The following is a 23642-nucleotide window of genomic DNA, read 5'->3' as shown; positions in this document are numbered from 1 at the left end:
CCCCACCGACCCGGAGACGTTCGAAGAGGACGACGACTTCGGGGAGATCGACGTCGAGCCGCCGGACAACCCCGCCGCCGGATTCCCGGCCGGATTCGCTGTCGGTTTCGCTGTCGGCGTCTTCTCCACAGATGGAGCACAAGTCGGCCACAGAGGAGGATTGCATTCCGCAGGTCACGGGTATGACGGGCTACGACCTTGATGCACAGCCCCAACCGTCCGGGAGGGACCCACATGATCTTGGAAGCGCTCGGCTCCGCTGTGCTCGGTCTCGTGCTCGCGTGGGCGGCGGTCCACCGCTTCTCGCACCGTCTGCCGGTGCGCACCCTCGTCTTCGCGACGGGCGTCGCCGGAGCCCTGTTCGGTGACTTCGTCACCCACAGCGCGCTGGGCCCCGGCACCGGCCTGGCGAGTCTCCTCGGCGCGGGGATCGTCTCCGCCGCCTCGCTCTCCCTGCTGCTGCGCCCGGCCGGCCGACTCCGCCGGCGGTCGGCCCCGGCCTGAGTCCGGCGACGACGACAGGTGACGGCCGGCGGGGAGAGACCCGGCCGGCCGGCCGCCCGCGGCTCGGTCGGCCGAACGGGTTCTAGGCCGCCAGCCCCAGCGCCGCCATCCGCTTGGTGTGCGCCTCTGTGATCCGGGAGAACATCCGGCCGACCTCGGCGAGGTCGAAACCGTCCGCGACACCGCCCACGAGCATCGTCGACAGCGCGTCGCGGTCCGCGACCACCCGCTGCGACTGCGACAGGGCCTCGCCCATCAGCCGCCGCGCCCACAGCGCGAGCCGTCCGCCCACCCGCGGGTCGGCGTCGATCGCGCCACGCACGCGGTCCACCGCGAAGCCGGCGTGGCCGGTGTCGTCGAGCACGGCCAGCACCAGGGCGCGGCTGTCGGTGTCCAGGCGCACCGCGACCTCGCGGTAGAAGTCACTGGCGATCGAGTCGCCGACGTACGCCTTGACGAGACCCTCCAGCCAGTCCGACGGGGCCGTCTGCCGGTGGAAGCCGTCGAGCGCGGCGACGAACGGCTCCATCGCCAGCGTCGGCTCCTCACCGATCTCGGTGAGCCGGTTGCGCAGCCGCTCGAAGTGGTGGAACTCGGCCGACGCCATCTTCGCCAGCTCCGCCTTGTCCTCCAGCGTCGGCGCCAGCTTGGCGTCCTCCGCGAGCCGCTCGAACGCCGCCAGCTCGCCGTACGCCAGCGCACCCAGCAGATCAACGACCGCGGCACGGTACTGCGGGTCGGCCGAAGCCGTAGTCCAGTCCTGGGCGGCGATGCCGGTGGCGGTGTTCTCGGGCTTGTCAGAGGTCGTCATGAAGCGCACAATAGCCCGCTCGTCGCACGAGGGAAGTCCCTGGTCAATCAGTGTGACAACGAAGACGTACGGGGCCACCCCCGGCACTGTGACAACCACAACGTGACCGAATCGGCCATCGCGTGTGCGCGATTCCGGGGTATGGTGGTAATGCGCCTGCCGAATATTCGACGGGCCGCACGTATGAGGATGCCCGGTCGGTGGCCCGATCGGCTCCGACCCGACAGCCCTCCTCGCCCGTACGGCACTGTGCGTACGGAAACCCGGAGGGGACCCCCTCAGCGGTACGAGCGCTAGAGCGTCGGCAGAGGTCCCGTGTCCTGACGGCTGGCCCGTGAGGCAGTCGACGTCCCCCGGCACGGTCCTGACACGACCCCCGCGCTCGCCTCGCACCGCGCACACAGAAGAGGCAGCACCCTGACTACCACGTTCCGAGAGCTCGGCATCCTTTCCGAGACCGCTGAGGCCCTTGAGGCCGTCGGCATCATCAGTCCCTTCCCGATCCAGGAGATGACGCTCCCCGTCGCCCTCACGGGCACGGACGTCATCGGCCAGGCCAAGACCGGCACCGGCAAGACCCTCGGCTTCGGACTCCCGCTCCTCGAGCGCGTGACCGTCCCCGCCGACGTCGAGGCCGGCCGCGCCCGTCCCGAGGACCTCACCGACGCCCCGCAGGCACTCATCGTCGTCCCCACGCGTGAGCTGTGCACGCAGGTCACCAACGACCTGCTGACCGCGGGCAAGGTACGCAACGTCCGCGTCCTCGCCATCTACGGCGGCCGGGCCTACGAGCCCCAGGTCGAGGCCCTCAAGAAGGGCGTCGACGTGGTCGTCGGCACCCCGGGCCGGCTGCTGGACCTCGCGGGCCAGAAGAAGCTCGACCTCAAGCACATCAAGTCGCTCGTCCTGGACGAGGCCGACGAGATGCTCGACCTGGGCTTCCTGCCCGACGTCGAGAAGATCATCAACATGCTTCCGGCGAAGCGCCAGACCATGCTGTTCTCGGCGACCATGCCGGGCGCGGTCATCGGCCTCGCCCGCCGCTACATGTCGCAGCCCACGCACATCAACGCCACGTCGCCGGACGACGCGGGCAGGACCGTCGCGAACACCAAGCAGCACGTGTACCGCGCGCACAACATGGACAAGCCCGAGATGGTGGCGCGCATCCTCCAGGCCGAGGGCCGCGGCCTGGTCATGGTGTTCTGCCGTACCAAGCGCACCGCCGCCGACCTGGCCGACCAGCTCCAGCAGCGCGGCTTCGCCTCCGGCGCGGTCCACGGCGACCTCGGCCAGGGCGCCCGTGAGCAGGCGCTGCGCGCCTTCCGCAACGGCAAGGTCGACGTCCTCGTCTGCACCGACGTGGCCGCCCGCGGTATCGACGTCGAAGGCGTCACGCACGTCATCAACTACCAGTCCCCCGAGGACGAGAAGACCTACCTGCACCGCATCGGCCGTACCGGCCGCGCGGGCGCCAAGGGCATCGCGGTCACGCTGGTCGACTGGGACGACATCCCGCGCTGGCAGCTCATCAACAAGGCGCTGGAGCTCGAGTTCAGCGACCCGCCGGAGACGTACTCCACCTCTCCGCACTTCTTCGAGGAACTCGGCATTCCCGCGGGCACCAAGGGTGTTCTGCCGCGCTCGGAGCGCACCCGCGCCGGGCTCGACGCGGAGGAGCTCGAGGACCTCGGCGAGCCGGGCGGCCGCGGAGCGCGCGGTCGCAGCGACCGGGGCGGTCGTGGGGACCGCGGTGGCCGTGGCGACCGAGGCGGTCGCGGTGACCGGGGCGGACGCGACGACCGCGGTGGCCGCGGCGAGTCCCGTCCCGGCGACCGGACGGCGGAGCAGACCGAAGAGCGTGAGCGTTCGGCCCGCACACCCCGTCGCCGTCGTCGTACGCGCAACGGCTCCCCGCTCGAGGCGACACCCGCCGGCACCACGGCGGCCGAGCAGACCCCCGTGGCCGAGCCGACGTCCGTGGCGGAGGAGACCGCAGGCCCGCGTACTCCGCGCCGTCGGCGCCGCACCCGCAACGGGTCCGCGCACGAGGCCGCCGTCGTGACGGCCGTACCGGCCGGCGCGGCGACCGTCGAGCCCGTCGCCGAGGTCGCGACAGCGGCTGTGGCGGCTGCGGCGACCGCCGAGGGCACCGCTCCGGAGGCAGCTGCGGAGACCGTGGCCGCGCCGCGTCGCCGCCGTACCCGCAAGACCGCGGAGACCGTGCAGACCGTGCAGCCCGAGGCGACCGCCCCTGCCGCCGTGACGGAGCCGCCGGCCGCCGAGGCCGCTGTCGAGACCGCGGAGGCGACGGAGGCCAAGCCGCGCCGCCGCACCCGCAAGGCGACGGCGCCCGCCGAAGCCGTGGTCGAGACCATCGAGGCCGTCGAGGCCCCGGAGGCCGTCGCGGCCGCCGAGACCGTGGTCAAGCCGCGTCGCACCCGCAAGACGGCAGCCGCGGCCCCGGCCGAAGCCGCCGTCGACACGGCCGAAGCGACCGAGGCCAAACCCCGCCGCCGCACCACCCGCAAGGCCACCGCGCCCGAGACGACGGCCACCACGGCCGACATCCCGGCCCAGGCCACCCAGGAAGCGGAAGCCACCAAGCCGCGCCGCACCCGCAAGACCGCCGCCACCGCCCCGGCCCCGGCCGAGGCCGATGCTGTGGTCGCGGTCGACACGGCGGAGGCGAAGCCGAGGGTGCGCCGCACCCGCAAGGCGACGACCGCCGCGGAACCTGCGGACGGCTGATTCACCGGCATGCCATGACGGCCCGACGGCCCGGCCCCTCCTCGGTGAGGGGCCGGGCCGTCGGCGTTCCCGGGAGAGCGGTCCCGGCAGAGCGGTCCCGGGAGAGGTACCACCGACGGCGCGCGGCGGGCCCTCCCGGTAGCCTCGGGGCGTGACCAGGCCCAGCACCAGCAGCCCCTTCCCGCCGCCCCCCGGCGCGCTCTCGTATCCGCTGCGGACCGAGCGCGGCGAGTTCGCCGTCGTCGACGCGCCCGTGCCCGCCGGTGTCGAGCAGCGGGGTGTCGCGCTGCTGATGCCCGGCTTCACCGGGAGCAAGGAGGACTTCCACCGGATGCACGAGCCGCTCACGGCCCGCGGCTACCGGACCGTCGCCGTGGACGGGCGCGGGCAGAACGAGTCCGACGGACCGGCTGTCGACGAATCCGCCTACGCGCGCGAGGAGTTGGCGCGGGACGTGCTGGCGCAGGCGGCGGCTCTCGATGCCCCTGTGCACCTGATGGGGCATTCCCTCGGCGGTCAGATCGCCCGTGCCGCCGCGCTTCTCGACCACTCCCCCTTCCTGTCGTTCACGCTCGTCGCCTCGGGCCCGGCCGAGATCTCGGAGTCCCAGAAGCAGCGCGTGAAACTGCTCCACGACGCGCTCGCGGTGATGACGATGCCGCAGGTGTGGGAGGCGATCCTGGCGATGGGTCCGCCGGAGGAGGTCGGCGGTCCGGCCCGCGGCCCCGGCGACCCTGAGCTGTTGCGACGGCGCTGGCTGAACCACAAGCCCGCTCAACTCCTGGCCACCGGGCGCCAGTTGTGCGTGGAGCCGAACCGGGTCGGTGAGCTCGCCGCCGTTCCGCTGCCGTTCCATGTGCTGTCGGGTGCGCGGGACGACACCTGGCCGGTGTCCCTGCTCGACGACATGGCCGTGGAGCTGCGGGCGCACCGCACGGTCGTCCCGGGCGCCGAGCACTCGCCGAACCAGGACCAGCCGCTGCCGACGGCCCACGCGCTCGCCGACTTCTGGGACCGCCACCCCGGGTGACAGGGGTCTGTCCCGCCGGTCGTGTCCTAGTACTGCGTCTGCACGTGCTCCCAGAAGCCGTCCCGCAGGGCGCGTCTCAGGTCGGCCTGGCCGCGCAGGGAGTACTGGAGGATGCCTTCCGCCTCCACGAGAAGATCCTGGTCGACGGAGCCGGGGAGGTAGGGGTGGCCCGGCAGCAGGTCGGCCAGCGACTCCCTGCCCCGCGCCGCCAGCCACTTCGCCGCGACCTGCGCGCCGACGAAGCGGACGGCCTCACGGGTGGGCCGGTTCGCGCCGGGGCCCTCGTAGGCCGGGGCGGTGCGCCGTGAGACGTACGGCTTGAAGAAGTCGAGGTCGAGGGTGCGCTGGCTGTCGACCTCCCAGAGCAGCGGCTCGGCCTGGTTGCGGCCTTCCGGCGCCTCGATGCCCCACAGGTGCACCCGGGCGCCGTACCCCTGCGCGGCCTCCACCGCCGAGACCAGGTCCTCGTCGCCGCCCAGCAGGGCCGCGTCGCTGATGGCGCGGTGCCGGGCCAGGGACTCCAGGTCGGTCCGGATCAGCGAATCGACGCCCTTCTGCTGGTTGTTGGCGTTCAGGTTGCCCAACCGCACCTTCACGTCGGGCAGTTCGGCGATGGACTGCTGCTCGGAGGTGTGGATGCGGCGCCGGGCGCCGTCGTACCAGTAGACGCGCAGCAGCCGGCTGTCGGCGAAGATCGAGCGGGCGCGGTCGATCAGCGCCTCGATCAGGCCCTCGGCGTCCAGGTCGAAGGCCCGGCGGTCCTCGGTCCCGGCCACCAGGCGCCCCGCGGCCGCGTACAGGTACCCCGCGTCGACGAAGATCGCGTGGGTCGAGGGTGTCTTGGCCACCTCGGCGAGCATGCGTGTCAGCAGCGCGTTCGTGCGGTCGATACGGTCGGCGAGGGCCGGGAGGTCGTCGTTCATCGCCTCCATTGTCCCGGTGGTCACGCTGCGAACACAACCGGTCCCGTTCAGTCTCCGCAAACCCACTTACTCGTCAGTAATTAGTTGTTCGAAAAATTTCTTTAGCGTAGGGAATGTTTGTAACACGCATCCCGTTGACTCCCTGTGTAACCAAGTAGTTCTCCTCAGGAGGATGACCAGACGAAGGGAGAAGCCAATGCGCTTCGAAATCATGCGACTCGACGACGTCGACGGCACCGCCGTGGACAGCACCGTCGTGGACGCCGCCTCCGTCAACCGGATCGTTCAGCAGGCCGCCGCCATCGGGCAGCGATTGTGGATCCGTCCGGCCGACAACTCGGCCTCGTAACACGGGTCCCTTACAGGTTTCAGAGCCCCCCACGGCGATGCCGTGGGGGGCTCTGCGCGTGCCGGGCGCCGGTCAGCCGGCCCGGATCACCTGAGTGATCCCGTTGATGATCTGCTGCACGGCGATCGCGGAGAGCATCATGCCCGCGAGCCGCGTCACCAGGACCACGCCGCCGTCCTTGATGACCCGGATGATCAGCAGCGAGTAGCGCATCACCAGCCACAGCACGACGTGGATGGCGAGGATGGCCACCCAGACCGACACCTGCATCGCCGCAGTGTCGGCCTTCTGCACCGCGAGGATGACGGACACGATCGCACCGGGCCCGGCCAGCAGCGGCATGCCCAGCGGGACGAGCGCGACGTTGACGTCCTTGGTCTGCTTCGGCTCGTCGGTCTTGCCGGTGAGCAGGTCGAGGGCGATCAGCAGGAGCAGCAGCCCGCCCGCGATCATCAGCGCGGGGACGGAGACATGCAGATAGTCGAGGATCTGGTGCCCGAGGAGCCCGAAGACGGTGATCACGCCGCCGGCCACGCAGACCGCCTGGAAGGCCATCCGCTTCTGCACCTTGCCGGGGCGTCCGGCGGTCAGCGCGAGGAAGATCGGGGTGATCCCGGGGGGATCCATGATGACGAAAAGGGTGAGGAAGAGGGAGCCGAAGACGGCGACGTCGAACATCAGTACAGGAGCCTTGCGGGAAAGGGGGTGGACCGGACGGGCGGAGGCGAGCCTCAGGCCCCGCCGGTGCCCGGCACCGGGAACGCCCCGGTGGCGCGCCGGGTGATCTCCCCGTACACCTCGGGGTCGGTCGTGTACTCGCCGAGCACGCAGGTCTTGCGGCTGCCGTGGTAGTCCGACGAGCCGGTGACCAGCAGCCCCAGATCGGCGGCGAGCCCGCGCAGCCGCGCGCGGGTGTCCGCGTCGTGGTCCATGTGGTCGACCTCGATGCCGTCGAGACCGGCGGCCGCCAGTTCGGCGACCACGGACTCCGGCACCGTACGACCGCGCTTGCTCGCACCCGGGTGCGCGAAGACGGTGACCCCGCCGGCGCCCTTGACCAGCCGGATCGCCTCGAAGGGGTCGGTCTCGTGCTTCTCGACGTGGGCCCGGCCGCCGTCGGACAGCCAGTTCTCGGTGAAGGCGTCGTTCACGGTCGGCACGACGCCGAGCTCCACCAGGGCGGTGGCGACATGCGGCCGCCCGACGGACCCCTCGCCCGCGATCCGCGCGACCTGCTCCCAGGTGACGGGGACGCCCAGTTCGTTGAGCCTGGCGACCATCGCCCGTGCCCGCGGCACCCGGTCGTCGCGCACCAGCTCACGCTCGGCGAGCAGGGCGGGCTCCTCGGGGTCGAACAGATAGGCCAGCATGTGCATGCTGATGCCGTCGATGCGGCAGGACAGCTCGGCGCCGGTCACCAGCGTGAGCCCGCCCGGCAGCGCGGCGACGGCCTCGGCGTATCCCCGCGTGGTGTCGTGATCGGTCAGCGCGACGACGTCCAGACCGGCGGCACCCGCGTTGCGGACCAGCTCGGCCGGGGTGTCCGTACCGTCGGAGGCCGTGGAGTGGCAGTGCAGATCGATGCGCACGACGCAGGCTCCAGGCGGTGACAGGGCGGAAGGGGACGCTCCAGCATAGCCGGTAATCACACCACCTCTGTCACACCCAAAACCCCAAAGCACCCCCTACATGGGCGGCACCGAAACCTCCAGGAGCACGGGGACGCCGGGACGCGCCGATCGCCGTGGGCGACCAGGGGCACGGAGAACCGCGCGGCCAGCCACGACGGCGCGACGGACACCCACGACCGCAAGCCCCACGAACCCTCGACCGCCCAGCCCCGCGGAGCGCTTCGCGGGGACCCGCGCGACCAGCGACGACCGCGCGGCAGCCAACCAGGACCGGAAGCGCGACGCACCCCCATCAGTTCAGCCCGGTGGAACGCTATGGCTTGAGCAGACGCGGCGACAGCGCCCCGCACGGCACCAGTTCCAGCTCGGCCCCCGCGTCCCGCAGATCCGTGAGCACCAGCTCGTCGTACATCAGCAGCCCGGACTGCTCGGGCCAGACCACCGCCCACAGCCACAGCCCGCACGCCTCTCCCGCGAAGACGGCCCGGTCGTCCGGGGTGGCGGAGACATGCCAGAGCGGGGTGGGACGGCCGGCGGCCAGGACCTTGGCCTGCGGGGGTTTCTCGACGCTCATGTACGGACCCGGGTCGGGCCCGTCGACGCCGGCATATCGCGCGCCGAGCCCGACACCGAGCTCCTCGGCGACCAGGATCAGCTCACCCATGCCGCCGAGCGGGCCCGGTCCGGAACAGGCCACCGCGGTGGCGCGGCCTCCACTGCGGTCGTCCCCCGCGTACGTCACGCCCGTGAAGAGCCAGCCGACCGGCAGCGGCCACGGCATCCACACCGGCACCTGCGTGCGATGCACGACGACGCTGAGCGCCTCGACGCTGGGCGGGATCACGGGCTGAAGCGGATGCACCGTCCCGTGCACATCGCACTGCCAGGAATCGGCGAAGAGTCCGGGAGCCCTGACCCGGCCACCACACTTCGGGCAACTGGGTTCGCCCCTCATAGAGCCCCACGGTCCTACCCGAGCACGCCCACGTCAAGGACGATCACCCGTCCGGACGGAAGTGACCGCCCCTCGACCGCCCCGACACCCCTTCGACCACCGCCCCGGCACCCTCTCGACCACCCCCTGGGCCACCATCGACAACCCATCGGCCCCCACCCCGATATAGATGTAACTTGCATTAATTAGGCGATCTAACTTATCGTGTGTATATACCAACTACCTTCCGAGGGGTGAGCGGAACCATGGACCCATTCGATGCGGGAGCCGGAAGCATCCTGCGGCAGCCGAAGGCGGTGTGGGCGACGGCCGGCGCGTCCGTCGTCGCCTTCATGGGCATCGGCCTCGTCGACCCGATCCTGCCGTCCATCGCCCAGGGGCTGGACGCCACGGCCGGCCAGGTCTCCCTGCTCTTCACCTCGTACTTCCTGATCACCGCGTTCGCGATGCTGGTCACCGGCTTCGTCTCCAGCCGCATCGGCGGCCGCAGGACGCTGCTGGTCGGCCTCGCCCTCGTCGTCGTCTTCGCGGGCCTCGCGGGCACCTCGGGCTCGGTCGGCGAACTCGTCGGCTTCCGGGCGGGCTGGGGGCTCGGCAACGCGCTGTTCGTGTCGACCGCCCTCGCGGTGATCGTCGGAGCGGCGGCCGGCGGCAGCGCGGCCGCCATCCTGCTGTACGAGTCCGCCCTCGGCCTCGGCATGGCCTGCGGACCGCTGCTCGGCGCGCTGCTCGGCGACGCCAGCTGGCGCTACCCGTTCTTCGGCACCGCGTTCCTGATGGCGATCGGTTTCCTGTGCATCACGGTGTTCCTGAAGGACCAGCCGAAGCCGGCCCGGAAGATCTCCGTCCTGGACCCGATCAAGGCACTCGGGCACGGCGGTCTCGCCTCCGCCTCGGCCTCGGCGTTCTTCTACAACTACACGTTCTTCACCGTGCTGGCCTTCACCCCGTTCGTGCTGAACATGACCCCGTACAAGTCGGGGGCGGTGTTCTTCGCCTGGGGCGTGCTGCTCGCCGTCTTCTCGGTTCTCGTGGCGCCGCGGCTCCAGGAGCGGTTCGGCTCGTTGAAGGTGCTCGGCGGTTCGCTGGTGCTGCTCGCCGTCGACGTGTTCGTCCTCGGGTACGGCGACCACACCACGGCGATCGTCTGCACGATCCTGTCGGGCGCGTTCATCGGCGTGAACAACACCGTCTACACCGAGTTGGCGCTCGGCGTCTCGGACGCCCCGCGTCCGGTGGCGAGCGCCGGCTACAACTTCGTGCGCTGGTTCGCCGCGGCGGCCGCGCCCTACTTCGCGCCGAAGATCGAGGAGTGGACCGACATCCACGTCCCGTTCGCCGTCGCGGCGGTCACCGCGCTGCTCGGCGCGGTCGTGGTCGTCGTCCGACGCAGGGCGCTCACCGGCGAAGCCGAGGCGCTGGAACCGCAGCACGCGACCCAGGACGGCGTGTCGGTCTTCGCCGACTGAGCCGACCGGCCGTCAACTGACCATCGAAACCTGAGCGTTGGTGACATCGGTCACCCGGACCTCAATCGAGCGGGACGGACTTGCGGGACGGATCCCGCAGGTCCGTCCCGTTCGTCAGCCAGCGCTCCTGGAGGGCCTGGGCGCCGTGCACGCGCTTCCAGGCGGCCTCGTTGGGGGTCATCGGGAGCAGGGGCAGGAAACGGACCGGATCGAGGGGCTCGTCGAGGTCGAGATCCTCGACCAGACCGCCCGGCTCGGCGACCAGGACCGAGGTGAACGGGGCGCCCGGCCACAGGGGTTCACCCACGTCGAGGGAGCTGCCGGGAGCCACGACCACACCCTCGACCTGCGGGGACGCGGCGAGCACGGCCAGCGGGCGGAGCACCTTGTCGGTGTCCGAGGCGCCCGGCCGGACGGACAGCACCAGCTCGGCACGCGGTCCCTCGACCGGGTCGGCGAGCATCGCCGTCGGGTCGCTCATCGGCTGCGCGGACATGCCGAGCGTGGCGTAGCGGACGACGTCGCCCTCGTGGAAACGCAGCACCTCGAGGCGGTCCGTACCGAGGAAGGTGACCGCGGCGCGGGCGTCCGGCTCGCCCAGCGCGCTGCGCAAACGAGCCTCGACCAGAGGAAGAACATCAACCATGCGGCGAGCATAGAACTCGTCGGTGCTGGGCAAAGCAGCGCCTTGACACTTCAGTCGACTGCTATTCTGAGCCGGTGGTTCGGGGCAGCGCGCAGATGAAGGTCCCCCCAGGCTTTCAGGGCACTGAGGGAGTCGCGATCTTGTCCCCGACGCAGACGAGACTCCCTTACGAGGGACCGGCTGGAGGAGGTGGGGCTGTCATGGATCGAAGTCACCCGTGCAGTACCACTCGCTCTTCCTGCCGCTGACGCAGCTGCTCCGGCTTCTTGGCCCCCCGCTGGTCGCCATCTCTCGCGCTCATCTTCATGCGGAAGAGCACTTCGTTTCCTTTTTCACCCCGATCTGCTCGATCTGTCTGATCTGCCAGATCTCTCCGGTCTGAATTCAGTAGCGAAGCTCGCCACCGCGACGGAGCGGTGCTTCCCGCTTTGTGGACGTGCCAAACATCCGCACTCAGGACGTCCTCATTCCGGGCAGTTCCACCCGTCGTGGCGGTCTTTCTTTGCTAGTCGCGAAGGAGCCTGCCATGTCGATGATCCGCGACCTCCGTGCCGTTGTCCGCCCGGCCCGCCCCTCCCTGCGCAAGGGGGGCGGGCGTACGGACACCGGCGCCTACGACACCACCCGCGACCCCGCGACCCCCTCGGCCGTCGTCGACTGCGCGGTCTACCGCGACGGAGCGCGCGTCACCTACGCGCAGCCCCCCACCCCGCAGGAGGCCATGCGCCAGGTACGGCGCGACGGAGGCTTCGTGTGGATCGGCCTGCACGAGCCGACCGAGGCCGAATTCGCCGGTATCGCAAGCGAGTTCGGGCTGCACCCGCTGGCCGTGGAGGACGCCGTGCAGGCGCACCAGCGGCCCAAGCTGGAGCGCTACGACGACTCGCTCTTCACGGTCTTCAAGACCATCCACTACATCGAGCACGACCGGCTCACGGCCAACAGCGAGGTCGTCGAGACCGGTGAGGTCATGTGCTTCACCGGCAAGGACTTCTTCATCACCGTCCGGCACGGCGGCCAGGGCTCGCTGCGCGCGCTGCGTCACCGCCTCCAGGACGACCCCGAGCTGCTCGCGAAGGGCCCCTCGGCGGTGCTGCACGCCATCGCCGACCACGTCGTCGACGGCTACATCGCGGTCGCGGACGCCGTCCAGGACGACATCGACGAGGTCGAGACGGAGGTGTTCTCGCCGGGACGCAAGGGCACCCCGCGCGGCACGGACGCCGGCCGGATCTACCAACTCAAGCGTGAGGTACTGGAGTTCAAGCGCGCGGTGTCGCCGCTGCTGCGGCCTATGCAGCTGCTGAGCGAGCGGCCGATGCGGCTGGTCGACCCCGACATCCAGAAGTACTTCCGGGACGTCGCCGACCACCTCGCCCGGGTCCAGGAGCAGGTCATCGGCTTCGACGAGCTGCTCAACTCGATCCTCCAGGCCAACCTCGCGCAGGCGTCCGTCGCGCAGAACGAGGACATGCGCAAGATCACGTCCTGGGCCGCCATCATCGCCGTACCGACGATGGTGTGCGGGGTGTACGGGATGAACTTCGACTACATGCCGGAACTGCACTGGAAGTTCGGCTACCCCGTGGTCATGTCGGCCATGGTGGCGCTCTGTGTCGGCATCCACCGCACGCTGAAGCGCAACGGCTGGCTGTGAGAGCCCGGGTACCGGCTGACTAGGGTTGTGCCATGACAAGAGAGCTGCTGCTCGACCAGGCCCTCGTCGAGGAGGCCACCAAGAAGTCAGGCCTCGTCTGGGTCCAGGGCGCGGGTGAACCGGCCGCGCGTGCGCTGTGGCACGTGTGGCACGAGGGCGCGGTCTGTCTGGTCGGCGACGGGCCAGGGGAGCAGCCGCTGGCCGGGCTGACCGAGGGCGGTTCGGCCGAGGTCACCGTCCGCAGCAAGGACAAGGGGGGCCGGCTGGTCTGCTGGACGGCGAAGGTCGTCTCCCTCGCGCCGGGCACCGAGGCGTGGCGGGCGGCCGTCGCCGAGCTCAAGGGCAAGCGGCTGAACGCGCCCGACGGCGAGGCGATGACGGAGCGCTGGGCGCGCGAGTGCCGGGTGCTGCGTCTGGAGCCGACGGGTGCCACGCTGCCCCTGCCCGAAGGGGATCTGGCGGCGCGGCCCGTGCCCTCGCCGGCCACCACGCGGGAGCCGGCGCCGGCGGGGCTGCCGAAGCTGCTGCTGCGCAAGCGCAGACGCGCGTAGCCGGGGCCGCGAACGGCCGGGACATCGATCGGCCGGGACATCGATCGGTCGGTGCCGCGAGCGGCGGCTCAGCTCACGAGGTCGGGAGCTTCTTGCCGTAGTCCACCGTCTCGTCCTTCGCCGGTTCCTCCAGGGCGAAGTCCTTGCCCCAGGAGGAGAAGCTCAGCGTTCCGGCTCCACCGGCGCGCTCCAGGCGCAGCGGGTAGGGCTTGCCCTCCAGCGACACGTCCAGCTTGCCGCCGGAACCGCCGTCGCCGGTGATGCGGATCGTCCGGACGCCGGACTGCTCGTGGTGGCCGTCGGTGGCCAGCGAGCCGTGCAGCGTCAGCAGACCGTCGAGGAGGAGGTCCTTGTCCGTGAAGCCGCTGAACTTCTTGTACGAGGGGTCGCCCGTCGGCACCTTCACGTACTTGCCGTCGAGCTTGTCGGCGGCCGCCGTGTCCGAACCGTCCTCGCCGGACTTGCCGTCCTCCTTGTTCCAGAACGCCGCGTCGGCCTTCAGGTACAGCTGCTCGCCGACCCGCAGCAGGTGGAAGGTGGCGTCCTCCGCGGTGACCGACCCGGTGCCGCCGTCCGCCTTCAGGCTCATGTCCAGCTTGTACGTGTGGCCGCTGGTGACCACGCTCCCGGAGAGCCGCACCGCGTCCACGGCGCCGGCCGCGGCCTTCGTCCTCGCCTGGATCTGCGCGGCGGACAGCTTGCCCACCCCGTTCGTGCCCGCGTCCGGATCCTCGCCGCATCCCGTCAGTCCCATGCCCACGACCAGTGCGCACATCGCGCTCACCAGTGAGGCGCGGCGAGTTCGGCCCTGGAGAATCGCAGTCACAGAGAAGGCCGCCTTTCTGCGGGGGTGTGCTGAGCGGCGTACGGCAGCGTACCGGGGTCGCGGTGCGCGAGCGGAGCCAGTCCGTCCGGACCGCCCACCAGGGCGGTTCCGATCGGGACGGGCTAGCCTGAAGCCCGCACGAGCGGGCAATTGGGAAAAGAACATCACCAGCAACAGCAGCGGCACAGAAGGAGGTCCGGTCATGGCGGCGGGCGCCCCGCGGATCTTCGTCTCGCACCTCTCCGGCGTCCCGGTCTTCGACCCGAACGGCGACCAGGTCGGACGGGTGCGCGATCTCGTCGTCGTACTGCGGGTGCGGCGGCGGCCGCCGAGGGTCCTCGGTCTGGTCGTCGAACTCTCCACGCGTCGCCGTATCTTCCTGCCCATGACCCGGGTCACCGGCATCGAGTCCGGCCAGGTCATCACCACCGGCGTGCTCAACGTCCGCCGCTTCGAACAGCGGCCCACCGAACGCCTCGTCTTCGGGGAGTTGCTCGACCGCCGCGTCACGCTCGGCGAGACCGGCGAGGAGGTCACCGTCCTCGACGTGTCGGTGCAGCAGCTGCCGGCCCGCCGGGACTGGGAGCTCGACCGGGTCTTCGTGCGCAAGGGGAAGAAGGCGAGCGCCTTCCGGCGGGCGAAGGGCGAGACGCTGACCGTGGAGTGGTCGGCGGTCACCGGATTCTCGCTGGAGGAGCACGGGCAGGGCGCGGAGAGCCTGCTCGCCACCTTCGAGCAGCTGCGCCCCGCCGACCTCGCCAACGTCCTGCACCATCTGTCGCCGAAGCGGCGCGCGGAGGTCGCCGCCGCGCTCGACGACGACCGTCTCGCCGACGTCCTCGAGGAGCTCCCGGAGGACGACCAGATCGAGATCCTCGGCAAGCTGAAGGAGGAGCGCGCGGCGGACGTCCTGGAGGCCATGGACCCCGACGACGCGGCCGACCTGCTCTCCGAACTCCCGGAGCAGGACCAGGAGCGGCTGCTGAGCCTGATGCAGCCCGAGGACGCGGCCGACATGCGGCGCCTGATGTCGTACGAGGAGCACACCGCGGGCGGGCTGATGACCACCGAGCCGATCATCCTGCGCCCCGACGCCACCGTCGCCGACGCCCTCGCGCGGGTGCGCAACCGTGACCTCTCCCCCGCCCTCGCCGCGCAGGTCTACGTCTGCCGCCCGCCCGACGAGACCCCGACCGGCAAGTACCTCGGCACGGTCCACTTCCAGCGACTGCTGCGCGACCCCCCGTACACGCTGGTCAGCTCGATGCTCGACGACGATCTCCAGGCCCTGGCGCCGGACGCGGCGCTGCCCGTGGTCGCCGGGTTCTTCGCGACGTACGACATGGTCGCGGCTCCCGTCGTCGACGAGGCGGGCTCGCTGCTGGGCGCGGTGACCGTGGACGACGTCCTGGACCACATGCTGCCGGAGGACTGGCGGGAGACGGAGTTCCACCTCGACGAGGACGAGACCGAGGAGGTGGGCCCGCATGGCTCCTGACCGCGAGACCGGGCGCGGCGAGCGCACCCCGGCCGGCGCCACGGCGACCAGCCGTCCCCGGGCCCGGCTGGACCAGCCGCGGCAGCCCCGGCACCGGATCCTGCCCGAGTGGGATCCGGAGGCCTTCGGGCGGCTGTCGGAGCGCATCGCGCGGTTCCTCGGCACCGGGCGGTTCATCGTCTGGATGACGATCGTCATCATCGTCTGGGTCCTGTGGAACATCTTCGCCCCGCGCGACCTGCGCTTCGACAACTACCCCTTCATCTTCCTGACCCTGATGCTGTCGCTCCAGGCCTCCTACGCGGCCCCGCTGATCCTGCTCGCGCAGAACCGGCAGGACGACCGTGACCGGGTCAACCTGGAGCAGGACCGCAAGCAGAACGAGCGGTCCATCGCCGACACCGAGTATCTGACCCGGGAGATCGCCGCCCTGCGGATCGGTCTCGGCGAGGTCGCCACCCGGGACTGGATCCGCTCGGAGCTCCAGGACATGGTCAAGGAACTGGAGGAACGGCGGGACGGGCATCGCGAACATGCCGTATTCCCGGCAGAACGGCCGCGGGGACGTGACGTAGAAGACCGGTGACGGGCTTACCCGTGCCCCCGCCGAGCGCCGTACCATCGTCCCTATGGCTAGCGAAGACGCGGTGCGCGAGGCACTGGCGACGGTGAACGACCCCGAGATCAACCGGCCCATCACCGAGCTGGGGATGGTGAAGTCGGTAGAGATCGGCGCGGACGGGACGGTCGCGGTCACCGTGTACCTGACGGTCTCCGGCTGCCCGATGCGCGAGACGATCACGCAGCGGGTGACCGACGCGGTCTCGCGGGTCGACGGCGTCACCCGCGTCGACGTCACTCTCGACGTCATGAGCGACGAGCAGCGCAAGGAGCTGGCGAACGCCCTGCGCGGCGGCCAGACCGAGCGCGAGGTCCCGTTCGCCAAGCCCGGCTCGCTGACCCGGGTGTACGCGGTCGCGTCCGGCAAGGGCGGCGTCGGCAAGTCGTCGGTGACGGTGAACCTGGCGGCGGCGATGGCGGCCGACGGCCTGAAGGTGGGTGTCGTCGACGCCGACATCTACGGCCACAGCGTGCCGCGCATGCTGGGCGCGGACGGCAGTCCCACCCAGGTCGAGAACATGATCATGCCGCCGTCCGCGCACGGCGTGAAGGTCATCTCCATCGGCATGTTCACTCCGGGCAACGCCCCGGTCGTCTGGCGCGGCCCGATGCTGCACCGCGCGCTCCAGCAGTTCCTGTCCGACGTGTACTGGGGCGACCTGGACGTGCTGCTGCTGGACCTCCCGCCGGGCACCGGCGACATCGCGATCTCCGTGGCGCAGCTGGTCCCGAACGCCGAGATCCTGGTCGTGACGACTCCGCAGCAGGCGGCGGCCGAGGTGGCCGAGCGGGCGGGCTCCATCGCCGTACAGACCCACCAGAAGATCGTCGGCGTGGTCGAGAACATGTCCGGTCTGCCCTGTCCGCACTGCGGGGAGATGGTCGACGTCTTCGGCACGGGTGGCGGACAGTCGGTGGCCGAGGGCCTCACACGCACGACCGGCGCGAACGTCCCGGTGCTCGGCTCCATCCCGATCGACGTCCGGCTGCGCGAGGGCGGCGACGAGGGCAAGCCGGTCGTCCTGACCGACCCCGAGTCCCCGGCCGGCTCCGCCCTGCGGGCCATCGCGGGCAAGCTGGGCGGCAGGCAGCGCGGTCTCTCGGGACTGTCGCTCGGCATCACGCCCAGGAACAAGTTCTAGCCCGGCCCCCGGTCCGGCCTCGGGTCCCCTACGCCGGTCCCGTACATCGCCTGCCCACGACAGCGGGGGCGCCGCCCAGCACGGACGGCGCCCCCGCTCTCGTACCGCTGATCAGGCGTAGGCCTCGATGTCCTTGATCATGGCGAAACCGAGGCCGTACGCGCTCATGCCCCTCCCGTACGCCCCCACGTGCACCCCTTGCGAGGTCGAGCCGGCCAGCACCCAGCCGAACTCCGACTCGCGGTAGTGGAAGGACGTCGGCACGCCGTCGACCGGCAGGGACAGCGTCGACCAGTCCGGCCCCGCGAGGTCGTCGGCGAGGACCCACGCCGTCTCGGTCTGCTGGTCCAGCCAGTCGTCGCGCAGGCTGTGGTCCATCTGGCCGGGCCAGGTGAAGGTCAGCAGGCCCACCCCCGCCAGCCAGGCCGCCGAGGACACCGACGTGGCCTCCAGCAGGCCCGTGCCGTCCGGGCTGCGCCGTACGGGGTTCGCGGCGACGGTCACCACGACCGCGAACTTCCCCCGGTCCTCACCGGCCGTCTCGTGCCGCACGGAGGGTTCGTCGCCGTGACCGATGGAACCGTGCTCGACCGCCCCGTCGGCCGCCGCACCCACCTGCATCAGCCAGCGCGGCCCCGTGAAGGCCTCGTCGAGGCCGTACCAGGGGAAGGGCGCCTCCAAGTAGCCGTCGACCGTACGCCGCGCGGAGGGGACCTGTTGTCCGCCCTCCGCGGCCGGCGTCTGCTCGACCGCCCGACTCGTCGTCTCCATGTGCCCGGACGCCTCCTCGTTCTCGACGGAACGACCGGCCCGCCCCCCTTCGGGCGTACTCGTCCGCTCCGCACAACAACCAGGCAGCATAGCCACCCCGCTCCGCGCTGCCCGGAAGCCGCCCGGCGCATGGGGCGTGCGCCCCCTCACACCGGGGGGCGCGAGTCACTCAGGTGGCGTCCGCGTCGTAGGGCGGACGGTCGTCCCTGGCGGGCTCCTCGGGCTTCTTGGTCATGTCGATACGACCGTCGCCCGAAGACGCCGCCGAACCCGACGAAATCGCCGAGGCGGCCGAACCCGAGACGGCGGCGTCCGTGTCGCGGCTGTGGACCGCGTCCGTGACCTCGGCCATCTCCTTCTTCAGGTCGAAGCCGTTGCGGATCTCCTTGAGCCCCAGCTCGTCGTTGTCCATATGCTTGCGGATGAACGTCTTGGGGTTGAGGTCCTCGAACTCGAAGTCCTTGAACTCCGGGCCCAGTTCGCTGCGGATGTCCGCCTTGGCGCTCTCCGAGAACTCGCGGATCTTCCGGACGGTACGCATCACGTCCTGGATGACCTTCGGGAGCTTGTCAGGACCGAAGACGAGCACGGCCAGGACGACGATCGTCACCAGCTCGAGCGGTCCTATGTCATTGAACACCTGAAGCTCCTTGCGATGTCCGCGGCCCTCGGCTCTCGGCCCTCGGTGGTCAAGTCGGGTCTTCCGTGGTCCGGGCCGGGTCCACGGTACCTGTCGCACCTGTCCGACCGGTACCGTCCGGGGGCGTCCGAGTACGTGTACGCGGCCGGTTTTCCGCGTTGTTTGCCTTGTGGGACCGGGTTTCGGGGCCCGACCTGTGACGTTTCTGTCAATCCCTGGGAAAGCGCCGGAAAAGGGGGCGGGCCGCGTCAGCCGCCGCCGGACGATCCGAGGACCAGGGTGAGGGTGCGTTCCCCGCCGTCCCGTTCGATCGTCAGCGCCAGCCGGTCGCCGGGACGGTGGGCGCGGGTCTTGACGATCAGCTCCTCGCCGGAGTGGACGCGCCGGCCGTCGATCTCCGTGATGACGTCCCCCGCGCGGACGCCGGCCCGGTCGGCGGGCCCGCCCTCGGTGACCGGGTCGCCCGCGGCGCTGTCCGCCGTGCCGACCCGGGCGCCGTCGCCCGCGTAGTCCATGTCGAGCGTGACGCCGATGACCGGGTGGGTCGCCCGGCCGGTGTTGATCAGCTCCTCGGCGACGCGCTTGCCCTGGTTGACCGGGATGGCGAAACCCAGGCCGATCGAGCCGGCCTGGGCGGTGCCGGAGTCGGTGCCGTCGGCGGCGGAACGGATGGCGGAGTTGATGCCGATGACATGACCCTGCGCGTCGAGGAGGGGGCCGCCGGAGTTCCCCGGGTTGATCGGCGCGTCGGTCTGGAGGGCGTCGACGTACGACACGTCGCTCCCGTCCCCGCTCCCGCCGCCGGCGGTGATGGGCCGCTCCTTGGCGCTGATGATGCCGGAGGTGACGGTGCCCTCGAGATCGAAGGGGGCGCCGATCGCGACGACCGGGTCACCGACCCGTACGTTGTCGGAGTTGCCGAGGTAGAGCGGCTTCAGCCCCTTGACCCCCGTCACCCTCACCACGGCGAGGTCGTAGCCGCTGTCCCGGCCGACGACCTCGGCCTCGGCGGTCCGGCCCCCGTTGAACACGACCGTTATCCGGCCGTCGCCTCCGGCGGGCTCGACGACGTGGTTGTTGGTGAGGATGTAGCCGAGCGAGTCGAGTACGAAGCCGGTACCGGTACCGGACTCCTCGCTTCCGCTGACGTGCAGCGTCACGACGCTGGGCAGGGCGCGCGCCGCGATCCCGGCCACGCTGTCCGCGGACCGCCCGGTGGGCGCCTCGGCGGCCTGCGGCAGCTCCACCGGGCCGAGCCCGCCGTTGCGCTCCAGATAGACGCCCACGGCTCCGCCGAGCCCGCCGGCCACCAGCGCGATGGCCAGCGCTCCCCCGACCAGCCGCCCCCGCAGCCGCCTGCGCTGCTGGGACTCGGTGAGGAAGCCCGTCCCGGGGCGCCGGCCGAGCCCGCCCGCACCCTGGTACTGAAGCGGCGCCCAGAGCAGCGCTCCGCGCCCCGGACCTCCGGAAGCCGCGGCCCCGGCGTGGGGGTTGGCGGACCAGGGGTCGTAGCGCTGCCAGGGGTCGGCAGGGAGCGCGGCCCCGGGATCCCCGCCGGACACCTGCCCCCCGACCGAACCGCCGACGGGTGCGCCGGACACGGCGGGTGTGGCGGGCGACGCAGCAGGCGCGACGGCCGACGCGACGGGGACGGCAGGTGTGGTGGGCAGGGCAGGTGCGGTGAGTCCGGCAGGTGCGGTGAGTACAGCAGGTGCGACGGGTGGGACAGGCGCGGTGGGTGGGACAGGCGCGGCGGGTGCGGCGGGCACGGTGGGCGCGGCGGGCACGGTGGGCGCGGCGGGCACGGTGGGTGCGGCGGGCGCGGTGGGTGCGGCAGACATGGCAGGCGCGGGAGGCGCGGGAGATGAGACAGGCGCGGCAGACGCGATCGACATGGTGGGCGCGGCAGACGAGATGGGCGCGGCAGGCGCAGTGGCCGTTCCGGGGCCCGTGGATTCCACCGTCACCGGCATCGCGGTGAGCGCGGGCGCGGGTGTGGTCGGCGCGGCGCCATGTGCGGCCGGGGCGGGCGTGGAGGTCGCCGCCGGGTGCTGGACCGGCGGCGCGGGCGCCCAGGGGCCCGGGTCGCCGTACGGCGGGGTGCTGTAGGGGTCGGGGTCGTGCAGGGGCTTGGGCCGCTCGCCGGTGACCGGCGGCGGCTCGGTGGGAGGCAGCGCGGCGTGGGCGACGGCGTCGACTCGACCGGCCGGGCCCTCCGGGCCGCTCCACTGCGCCGGGGCCCCTGGATCAGCCAGAGCCTCCGAAGCAACCGGAGCGTCCGGGGTAACCGGGACAACCGGGACAGCCAGGGCCTCCGAAACAGCCAGGCCCTTCCGCGCAGCCGGAGCAGCCAGGGCCTCCGAGGCAGCCGAAGCCTCCGGGACAGCCAGGGCAGCCCCAGCAACCGGGGCCTCCGGAGCCGCAGGCACGGCAGGCGCAGCCGAGACCTCCGGAGCCGCAGGCACGGCAGGCGCAGCCGAGACCTCCGGAGCCACAGACGCGGCAGGCGCAGCCGGGGCTTCCGGCGCCGCAGGCTCGGCAGGCTCGGCAGGCTCGGCAGGCGCAGCCAGGACCTCCCCAGCCGCAGGCGCCGCAGGCGTAGGCGACGGGACTGGGAGTGTCGGTGGAGGAGCCGTTTGTGTCGCGGGGCGGCTCAGTTCATAGTCGCCGTCGTCGGTGGGGGGTGCCGGCCGTGCGGGTCGGGCCAGTTCGAAGTCGCCTTCGTCCTCGGTTCCGGTTGACGGCTCGCGGCCGAGGGTCTCCTCGGAGGCCGGCTCCGCCGTCGTGGCGTCGACCGGGTCCGCGGGGCTCTGTCGCCCCGGGGACGCCTGCGGTCGAGGCCGGCTCCACCACTTCGCCCTCGTGGGCTTCCCGTCGTCCATGCTCTCCCCCACCCGCTTTCGCGCCCGGCTGCCCGGCAGGGCGCGGTCCTCCCCGGATCCTCCTTGGATTCAACCAGGTTCGTGGCGGAGCGGCGCAGGGCCCGGGTCAGCGGGTGTTCTGCGAGGAAGGCGAGGTGGTGGTGACGGGGACGGGTGCGGCGAGCAGACCGGGCCCGGTGACCTCCGCAGCGGTGGTCAGGGAGGTCAGGGAGTTCAGAGTGATCGGCGCAGTGGTGCCGAGCGGGCGTATCAGCGGGGACATCACCGCGGCGCCGGCCACCATGGGCGAGGTGAGCCGGTGCAGGGCCTGCTCGACCGGGCCGGTGGCCGGGGCGGGCACGCCGGGCAGCAGCGGTGCGGACACCTCGGTCGGTGCGACCGGGGCGTCGCCGAGCTGGCCGCCCTGGGAGAGCAGCGGGCCGGCGGAACGGCGGCGCTGGCTCTCGGGCGATGTCGCCGAGCCCGTGCCCGGGGTGCGGGCCGGTGTCACATTGCTCCCGGAGCCCACGCCCCCGCGACCGTCCGCGGTGGTGTCGATCGGCGCGACGGTCGTCATGCCGCCCAGCGCGATCGCGGCCAGTGACACGGCGCCCGCGGCGACGAACGCGAACCGCATACCGCGCGAACGCTCGGCGTCATGGCGGTCGCCACGGCCGACGGGGTGGATGCGGAAACCCCGGTCCGAGGCCGGTGACAGGAAGGAGCCGTGGTCATGGGCGGGTACGTAGCCGAACTCGAACGGCTCGTCCCGTCTTGTTCCGCTCACTCCGAAGACTCCGTCGCCGAATCCGCCCCTGCCCAGCGGTGTGCCGCCGCCGTCCGGGTCGCCTCCCCCGGGAAGCCCCTGGAGGCGGGCCAGGAAGCTTTCGGAGGGGGTCGGCGGGGCGACTTCCGCGAAGACGTTCTTCAGTCGCCGCTGTGCGTCGACCTCCGACTTGCATTTCGGGCAGGTCGCCAGATGCGCCAGCACCCGCTCGCGGGTGTCGTGACCGAGTTCCCCGTCCACCAGGGCGGAGAGCCGGTCTCCGAGGTGCTGCTCCGCGAGGAGCCTCTCGGCGGAGTTGTGCCGGGATCCACTCACGCGGTCGCTCCCCTTCCTCCTCCCAGAGCGGGCACGCGGGGAACGAAGGAGCGGCGCTCGGCACGCGCTTCGGGCGAACGGTGGGCGAGGGCCTTGCGCAGCTGCGAACGGCCGCGGTGGATGCGCGAGCGGACCGTGCCCAGCTTGACGCCCAGGGTCGCGGCGATCTCCTCGTAGGACAGGCCTTCGATGTCGCAGAGGACGACCGCGGCGCGGAACTCCGGCGCGAGGGTGTCGAGGGCCTGCTGGACGTCCGCGTCGAAGTGGGCGTCGTTGAAGAGCTGCTGAGGGTTGGGCTCCTTGCTGGGCAGCCGCTCGGCCGCGTCGTCGCCCAGCGCGTCGAAGCGGATGCGCTGCTTGCGGCGGACCATGTCCAGGAAGAGGTTGGTGGTGATGCGGTGCAGCCAGCCCTCGAAGGTGCCCGGGGTGTACGTGGAGAGGGAGCGGAAGACGCGGACGAAGACCTCCTGGGTGAGGTCCTCGGCGTCGTGCTGGTTACCGGTCAGACGGTAGGCGAGCCGGTACACCCGGCCGCTGTGCATGCTGACGATCTCCTCCCACGTGGGCGGAGTCCACGCCTGCCCGTCCGCGTCGGTGGAGAAGGTCGCGGTCTGGGCGGGGCCGGCGGCGGTGCCTGCGGCCTGGCTGTGGTCAGCAGCGGTGTCGTTCACGGATTTCGGCCTGCCTGCCGAACCGAGAAAGCGCCGCAGCACTCCTCCCCGATCCACGGGCGCGGCCGCACCTCCCCTGTCGGCTCTGGTGGTGATGTCCAGTGGAGCCCCTACCATAGCCACCTCGCCCGTTAGCTCCGGATAAGCGGTTTTACGAGAAATTGATCTGTGCTGATACGGCTCATACGACTGCGTCAGCACTTGCTCGACACCCGGTCCCTCGTCGTGATCCA

At 71.4% G+C, this 23642-nt stretch carries 24 protein-coding genes; 12 read left to right on the top strand and 12 right to left on the bottom strand.

The window, feature by feature from the left end; translation table 11 throughout:
- Nucleotides 1-234 precede the first annotated feature (234 nt).
- Complete coding sequence (locus QQM72_RS15195) at nucleotides 235-504, top strand: hypothetical protein (RefSeq protein WP_314221388.1); 270 nt, start codon at nucleotides 235-237, stop codon at nucleotides 502-504.
- An 82-nt stretch (nucleotides 505-586) separates the two neighbouring features.
- Here the strand turns inward: QQM72_RS15195 and QQM72_RS15190 are convergent, their stop codons facing one another.
- Nucleotides 587-1324 (bottom strand): ferritin-like fold-containing protein, encoded by a 738-nt coding sequence (locus QQM72_RS15190; RefSeq protein ID WP_020130833.1) that lies wholly within the window; start codon nucleotides 1322-1324, stop codon nucleotides 587-589.
- A gap of 501 nt (nucleotides 1325-1825) precedes the next feature.
- Between QQM72_RS15190 and QQM72_RS15185 the strand changes: the two genes are divergently transcribed.
- Both QQM72_RS15185 and QQM72_RS15180 read left to right on the top strand, forming a co-directional pair.
- Nucleotides 1826-4066 carry a DEAD/DEAH box helicase gene (locus QQM72_RS15185; protein WP_314221387.1) on the top strand — a complete coding sequence of 747 codons (2241 nt, stop codon included), beginning with the start codon at nucleotides 1826-1828 and terminating at the stop codon, nucleotides 4064-4066.
- A gap of 151 nt (nucleotides 4067-4217) precedes the next feature.
- Nucleotides 4218-5096 carry an alpha/beta fold hydrolase gene (locus tag QQM72_RS15180; RefSeq protein WP_314221386.1) on the top strand — a complete coding sequence of 293 codons (879 nt, stop codon included), beginning with the start codon at nucleotides 4218-4220 and terminating at the stop codon, nucleotides 5094-5096.
- Nucleotides 5097-5122: 26 nt separating this feature from the next.
- On the opposite strand, the gene QQM72_RS15175 is transcribed toward QQM72_RS15180, so the two are convergent.
- Nucleotides 5123-6019 (bottom strand): NYN domain-containing protein, encoded by an 897-nt coding sequence (locus QQM72_RS15175; protein WP_314221385.1) that lies wholly within the window; start codon nucleotides 6017-6019, stop codon nucleotides 5123-5125.
- A gap of 196 nt (nucleotides 6020-6215) precedes the next feature.
- Here QQM72_RS15175 and QQM72_RS15170 point away from each other — a divergent pair, with 196 nt between their 5' ends.
- Nucleotides 6216-6368 carry a hypothetical protein gene (locus QQM72_RS15170; protein ID WP_314221384.1) on the top strand — a complete coding sequence of 51 codons (153 nt, stop codon included), beginning with the start codon at nucleotides 6216-6218 and terminating at the stop codon, nucleotides 6366-6368.
- Between the two features lie 72 nt (nucleotides 6369-6440).
- Here QQM72_RS15170 and QQM72_RS15165 read toward each other — a convergent pair whose 3' ends face one another.
- The 3 genes from QQM72_RS15165 to QQM72_RS15155 form a co-directional block, all read right to left on the bottom strand.
- Complete coding sequence (locus QQM72_RS15165) at nucleotides 6441-7046, bottom strand: MarC family protein (RefSeq protein ID WP_314221383.1); 606 nt, start codon at nucleotides 7044-7046, stop codon at nucleotides 6441-6443.
- 53 nt (nucleotides 7047-7099) lie between these two features.
- Entirely contained in the window at nucleotides 7100-7957 is an 858-nt protein-coding gene (locus QQM72_RS15160; RefSeq protein ID WP_314221382.1) for a PHP domain-containing protein, read from the bottom strand.
- Between the two features lie 355 nt (nucleotides 7958-8312).
- Nucleotides 8313-8954, bottom strand: a complete 642-nt coding sequence (locus QQM72_RS15155; RefSeq protein ID WP_171399324.1) for a DUF6758 family protein — start codon at nucleotides 8952-8954, stop codon at nucleotides 8313-8315.
- 245 nt (nucleotides 8955-9199) lie between these two features.
- On the opposite strand from QQM72_RS15155, the gene QQM72_RS15150 reads away from it, so the two are divergent.
- Nucleotides 9200-10423, top strand: a complete 1224-nt coding sequence (locus QQM72_RS15150) for an MFS transporter (protein WP_314221381.1) — start codon at nucleotides 9200-9202, stop codon at nucleotides 10421-10423.
- A gap of 61 nt (nucleotides 10424-10484) precedes the next feature.
- Here QQM72_RS15150 and QQM72_RS15145 read toward each other — a convergent pair whose 3' ends face one another.
- On the bottom strand, nucleotides 10485-11069 hold the full coding sequence (locus tag QQM72_RS15145) for a suppressor of fused domain protein (protein WP_314221380.1): 585 nt from the start codon (nucleotides 11067-11069) through the stop codon (nucleotides 10485-10487).
- Nucleotides 11070-11286: 217 nt separating this feature from the next.
- Between QQM72_RS15145 and QQM72_RS15140 the strand changes: the two genes are divergently transcribed.
- The 3 genes from QQM72_RS15140 (at nucleotide 11287) to QQM72_RS15130 (ending at nucleotide 13277) form a co-directional block, all read left to right on the top strand.
- Complete coding sequence (locus tag QQM72_RS15140) at nucleotides 11287-11451, top strand: hypothetical protein (RefSeq protein WP_314221379.1); 165 nt, start codon at nucleotides 11287-11289, stop codon at nucleotides 11449-11451.
- A 144-nt stretch (nucleotides 11452-11595) separates the two neighbouring features.
- Nucleotides 11596-12726, top strand: a complete 1131-nt coding sequence (locus tag QQM72_RS15135) for a magnesium and cobalt transport protein CorA (RefSeq protein WP_314221378.1) — start codon at nucleotides 11596-11598, stop codon at nucleotides 12724-12726.
- Between the two features lie 32 nt (nucleotides 12727-12758).
- A complete protein-coding gene (locus QQM72_RS15130; RefSeq protein WP_314221377.1) occupies nucleotides 12759-13277 on the top strand; it encodes a hypothetical protein in 519 nt (172 codons plus the stop codon).
- Nucleotides 13278-13350: 73 nt separating this feature from the next.
- On the opposite strand, the gene QQM72_RS15125 is transcribed toward QQM72_RS15130, so the two are convergent.
- Nucleotides 13351-14052, bottom strand: coding sequence for a hypothetical protein (locus QQM72_RS15125; RefSeq protein WP_314221410.1), 702 nt, complete (start codon nucleotides 14050-14052; stop codon nucleotides 13351-13353).
- 253 nt (nucleotides 14053-14305) lie between these two features.
- On the opposite strand from QQM72_RS15125, the gene QQM72_RS15120 reads away from it, so the two are divergent.
- The 3 genes from QQM72_RS15120 to QQM72_RS15110 are packed head-to-tail and all read left to right on the top strand — an operon-like array spanning nucleotide 14306 to nucleotide 17364.
- Nucleotides 14306-15601, top strand: a complete 1296-nt coding sequence (locus tag QQM72_RS15120; RefSeq protein ID WP_314221376.1) for a magnesium transporter MgtE N-terminal domain-containing protein — start codon at nucleotides 14306-14308, stop codon at nucleotides 15599-15601.
- On the top strand, nucleotides 15591-16187 hold the full coding sequence (locus tag QQM72_RS15115) for a DUF1003 domain-containing protein (RefSeq protein WP_314221375.1): 597 nt from the start codon (nucleotides 15591-15593) through the stop codon (nucleotides 16185-16187). Before QQM72_RS15120 ends, QQM72_RS15115 begins: the two co-directional genes overlap by 11 nt.
- A 43-nt stretch (nucleotides 16188-16230) precedes the next feature.
- Entirely contained in the window at nucleotides 16231-17364 is a 1134-nt protein-coding gene (locus tag QQM72_RS15110) for an Mrp/NBP35 family ATP-binding protein (RefSeq protein ID WP_314221374.1), read from the top strand.
- A 111-nt stretch (nucleotides 17365-17475) separates the two neighbouring features.
- Here the strand turns inward: QQM72_RS15110 and QQM72_RS15105 are convergent, their stop codons facing one another.
- The 3 genes from QQM72_RS15105 to QQM72_RS15095 all read right to left on the bottom strand — a co-directional run bounded on the left by QQM72_RS15105 (nucleotide 17476) and on the right by QQM72_RS15095 (nucleotide 20670).
- Nucleotides 17476-18135, bottom strand: a complete 660-nt coding sequence (locus tag QQM72_RS15105) for a hypothetical protein (protein WP_314221373.1) — start codon at nucleotides 18133-18135, stop codon at nucleotides 17476-17478.
- Nucleotides 18136-18304: 169 nt separating this feature from the next.
- Nucleotides 18305-18775 (bottom strand): sec-independent translocase, encoded by a 471-nt coding sequence (locus tag QQM72_RS15100; RefSeq protein ID WP_314221372.1) that lies wholly within the window; start codon nucleotides 18773-18775, stop codon nucleotides 18305-18307.
- Between the two features lie 248 nt (nucleotides 18776-19023).
- On the bottom strand, nucleotides 19024-20670 hold the full coding sequence (locus tag QQM72_RS15095) for a trypsin-like peptidase domain-containing protein (RefSeq protein WP_399077259.1): 1647 nt from the start codon (nucleotides 20668-20670) through the stop codon (nucleotides 19024-19026).
- Between QQM72_RS15095 and QQM72_RS40890 the strand changes: the two genes are divergently transcribed.
- Nucleotides 20669-20884 carry a hypothetical protein gene (locus tag QQM72_RS40890; RefSeq protein WP_399077256.1) on the top strand — a complete coding sequence of 72 codons (216 nt, stop codon included), beginning with the start codon at nucleotides 20669-20671 and terminating at the stop codon, nucleotides 20882-20884. The two genes, QQM72_RS15095 and QQM72_RS40890, sit on opposite strands and share 2 nt — an antisense overlap.
- Before the next feature lie 879 nt (nucleotides 20885-21763).
- Here QQM72_RS40890 and QQM72_RS15085 read toward each other — a convergent pair.
- Together QQM72_RS15085 and sigE are read right to left on the bottom strand one after the other, a co-directional pair.
- Nucleotides 21764-22738 (bottom strand): anti-sigma factor family protein, encoded by a 975-nt coding sequence (locus QQM72_RS15085; protein ID WP_314221370.1) that lies wholly within the window; start codon nucleotides 22736-22738, stop codon nucleotides 21764-21766.
- Nucleotides 22735-23451 carry an RNA polymerase sigma factor SigE gene (sigE, locus tag QQM72_RS15080; RefSeq protein ID WP_314221409.1) on the bottom strand — a complete coding sequence of 239 codons (717 nt, stop codon included), beginning with the start codon at nucleotides 23449-23451 and terminating at the stop codon, nucleotides 22735-22737. Before sigE ends, QQM72_RS15085 begins: the two co-directional genes overlap by 4 nt.
- Nucleotides 23452-23642 lie beyond the last annotated feature (191 nt).

It is taken from the genome of Streptomyces zaehneri (assembly GCF_032248645.1).
Classification (GTDB): domain Bacteria; phylum Actinomycetota; class Actinomycetes; order Streptomycetales; family Streptomycetaceae; genus Streptomyces; species Streptomyces coriariae.
This window is presented reverse-complemented; position numbering and strand designations above follow the sequence as displayed.

Coding starts and splice junctions, on each gene's coding strand:
- QQM72_RS15195 (WP_314221388.1), top strand. CDS start 235: ATGATCTTGGAAGCGCTCGGCTCCGCTGTGCTCGGTCTCGTGCTCGCG.
- QQM72_RS15185 (WP_314221387.1), top strand. CDS start 1,826: ATGACGCTCCCCGTCGCCCTCACGGGCACGGACGTCATCGGCCAGGCC.
- QQM72_RS15175 (WP_314221385.1), bottom strand. CDS start 6,019: ATGAACGACGACCTCCCGGCCCTCGCCGACCGTATCGACCGCACGAAC.
- QQM72_RS15170 (WP_314221384.1), top strand. CDS start 6,216: ATGCGCTTCGAAATCATGCGACTCGACGACGTCGACGGCACCGCCGTG.
- QQM72_RS15165 (WP_314221383.1), bottom strand. CDS start 7,046: ATGTTCGACGTCGCCGTCTTCGGCTCCCTCTTCCTCACCCTTTTCGTC.
- QQM72_RS15155 (WP_171399324.1), bottom strand. CDS start 8,954: ATGAGGGGCGAACCCAGTTGCCCGAAGTGTGGTGGCCGGGTCAGGGCT.
- QQM72_RS15150 (WP_314221381.1), top strand. CDS start 9,200: ATGGACCCATTCGATGCGGGAGCCGGAAGCATCCTGCGGCAGCCGAAG.
- QQM72_RS15145 (WP_314221380.1), bottom strand. CDS start 11,069: ATGGTTGATGTTCTTCCTCTGGTCGAGGCTCGTTTGCGCAGCGCGCTG.
- QQM72_RS15135 (WP_314221378.1), top strand. CDS start 11,596: ATGTCGATGATCCGCGACCTCCGTGCCGTTGTCCGCCCGGCCCGCCCC.
- QQM72_RS15130 (WP_314221377.1), top strand. CDS start 12,759: ATGACAAGAGAGCTGCTGCTCGACCAGGCCCTCGTCGAGGAGGCCACC.
- QQM72_RS15125 (WP_314221410.1), bottom strand. CDS start 14,052: ATGTGCGCACTGGTCGTGGGCATGGGACTGACGGGATGCGGCGAGGAT.
- QQM72_RS15120 (WP_314221376.1), top strand. CDS start 14,306: ATGGCGGCGGGCGCCCCGCGGATCTTCGTCTCGCACCTCTCCGGCGTC.
- QQM72_RS15115 (WP_314221375.1), top strand. CDS start 15,591: ATGGCTCCTGACCGCGAGACCGGGCGCGGCGAGCGCACCCCGGCCGGC.
- QQM72_RS15110 (WP_314221374.1), top strand. CDS start 16,231: ATGGCTAGCGAAGACGCGGTGCGCGAGGCACTGGCGACGGTGAACGAC.
- QQM72_RS15105 (WP_314221373.1), bottom strand. CDS start 18,135: ATGGAGACGACGAGTCGGGCGGTCGAGCAGACGCCGGCCGCGGAGGGC.
- QQM72_RS40890 (WP_399077256.1), top strand. CDS start 20,669: ATGGTGGGCGCGGCAGACGAGATGGGCGCGGCAGGCGCAGTGGCCGTT.
- QQM72_RS15095 (WP_399077259.1), bottom strand. CDS start 20,670: ATGTCGATCGCGTCTGCCGCGCCTGTCTCATCTCCCGCGCCTCCCGCG.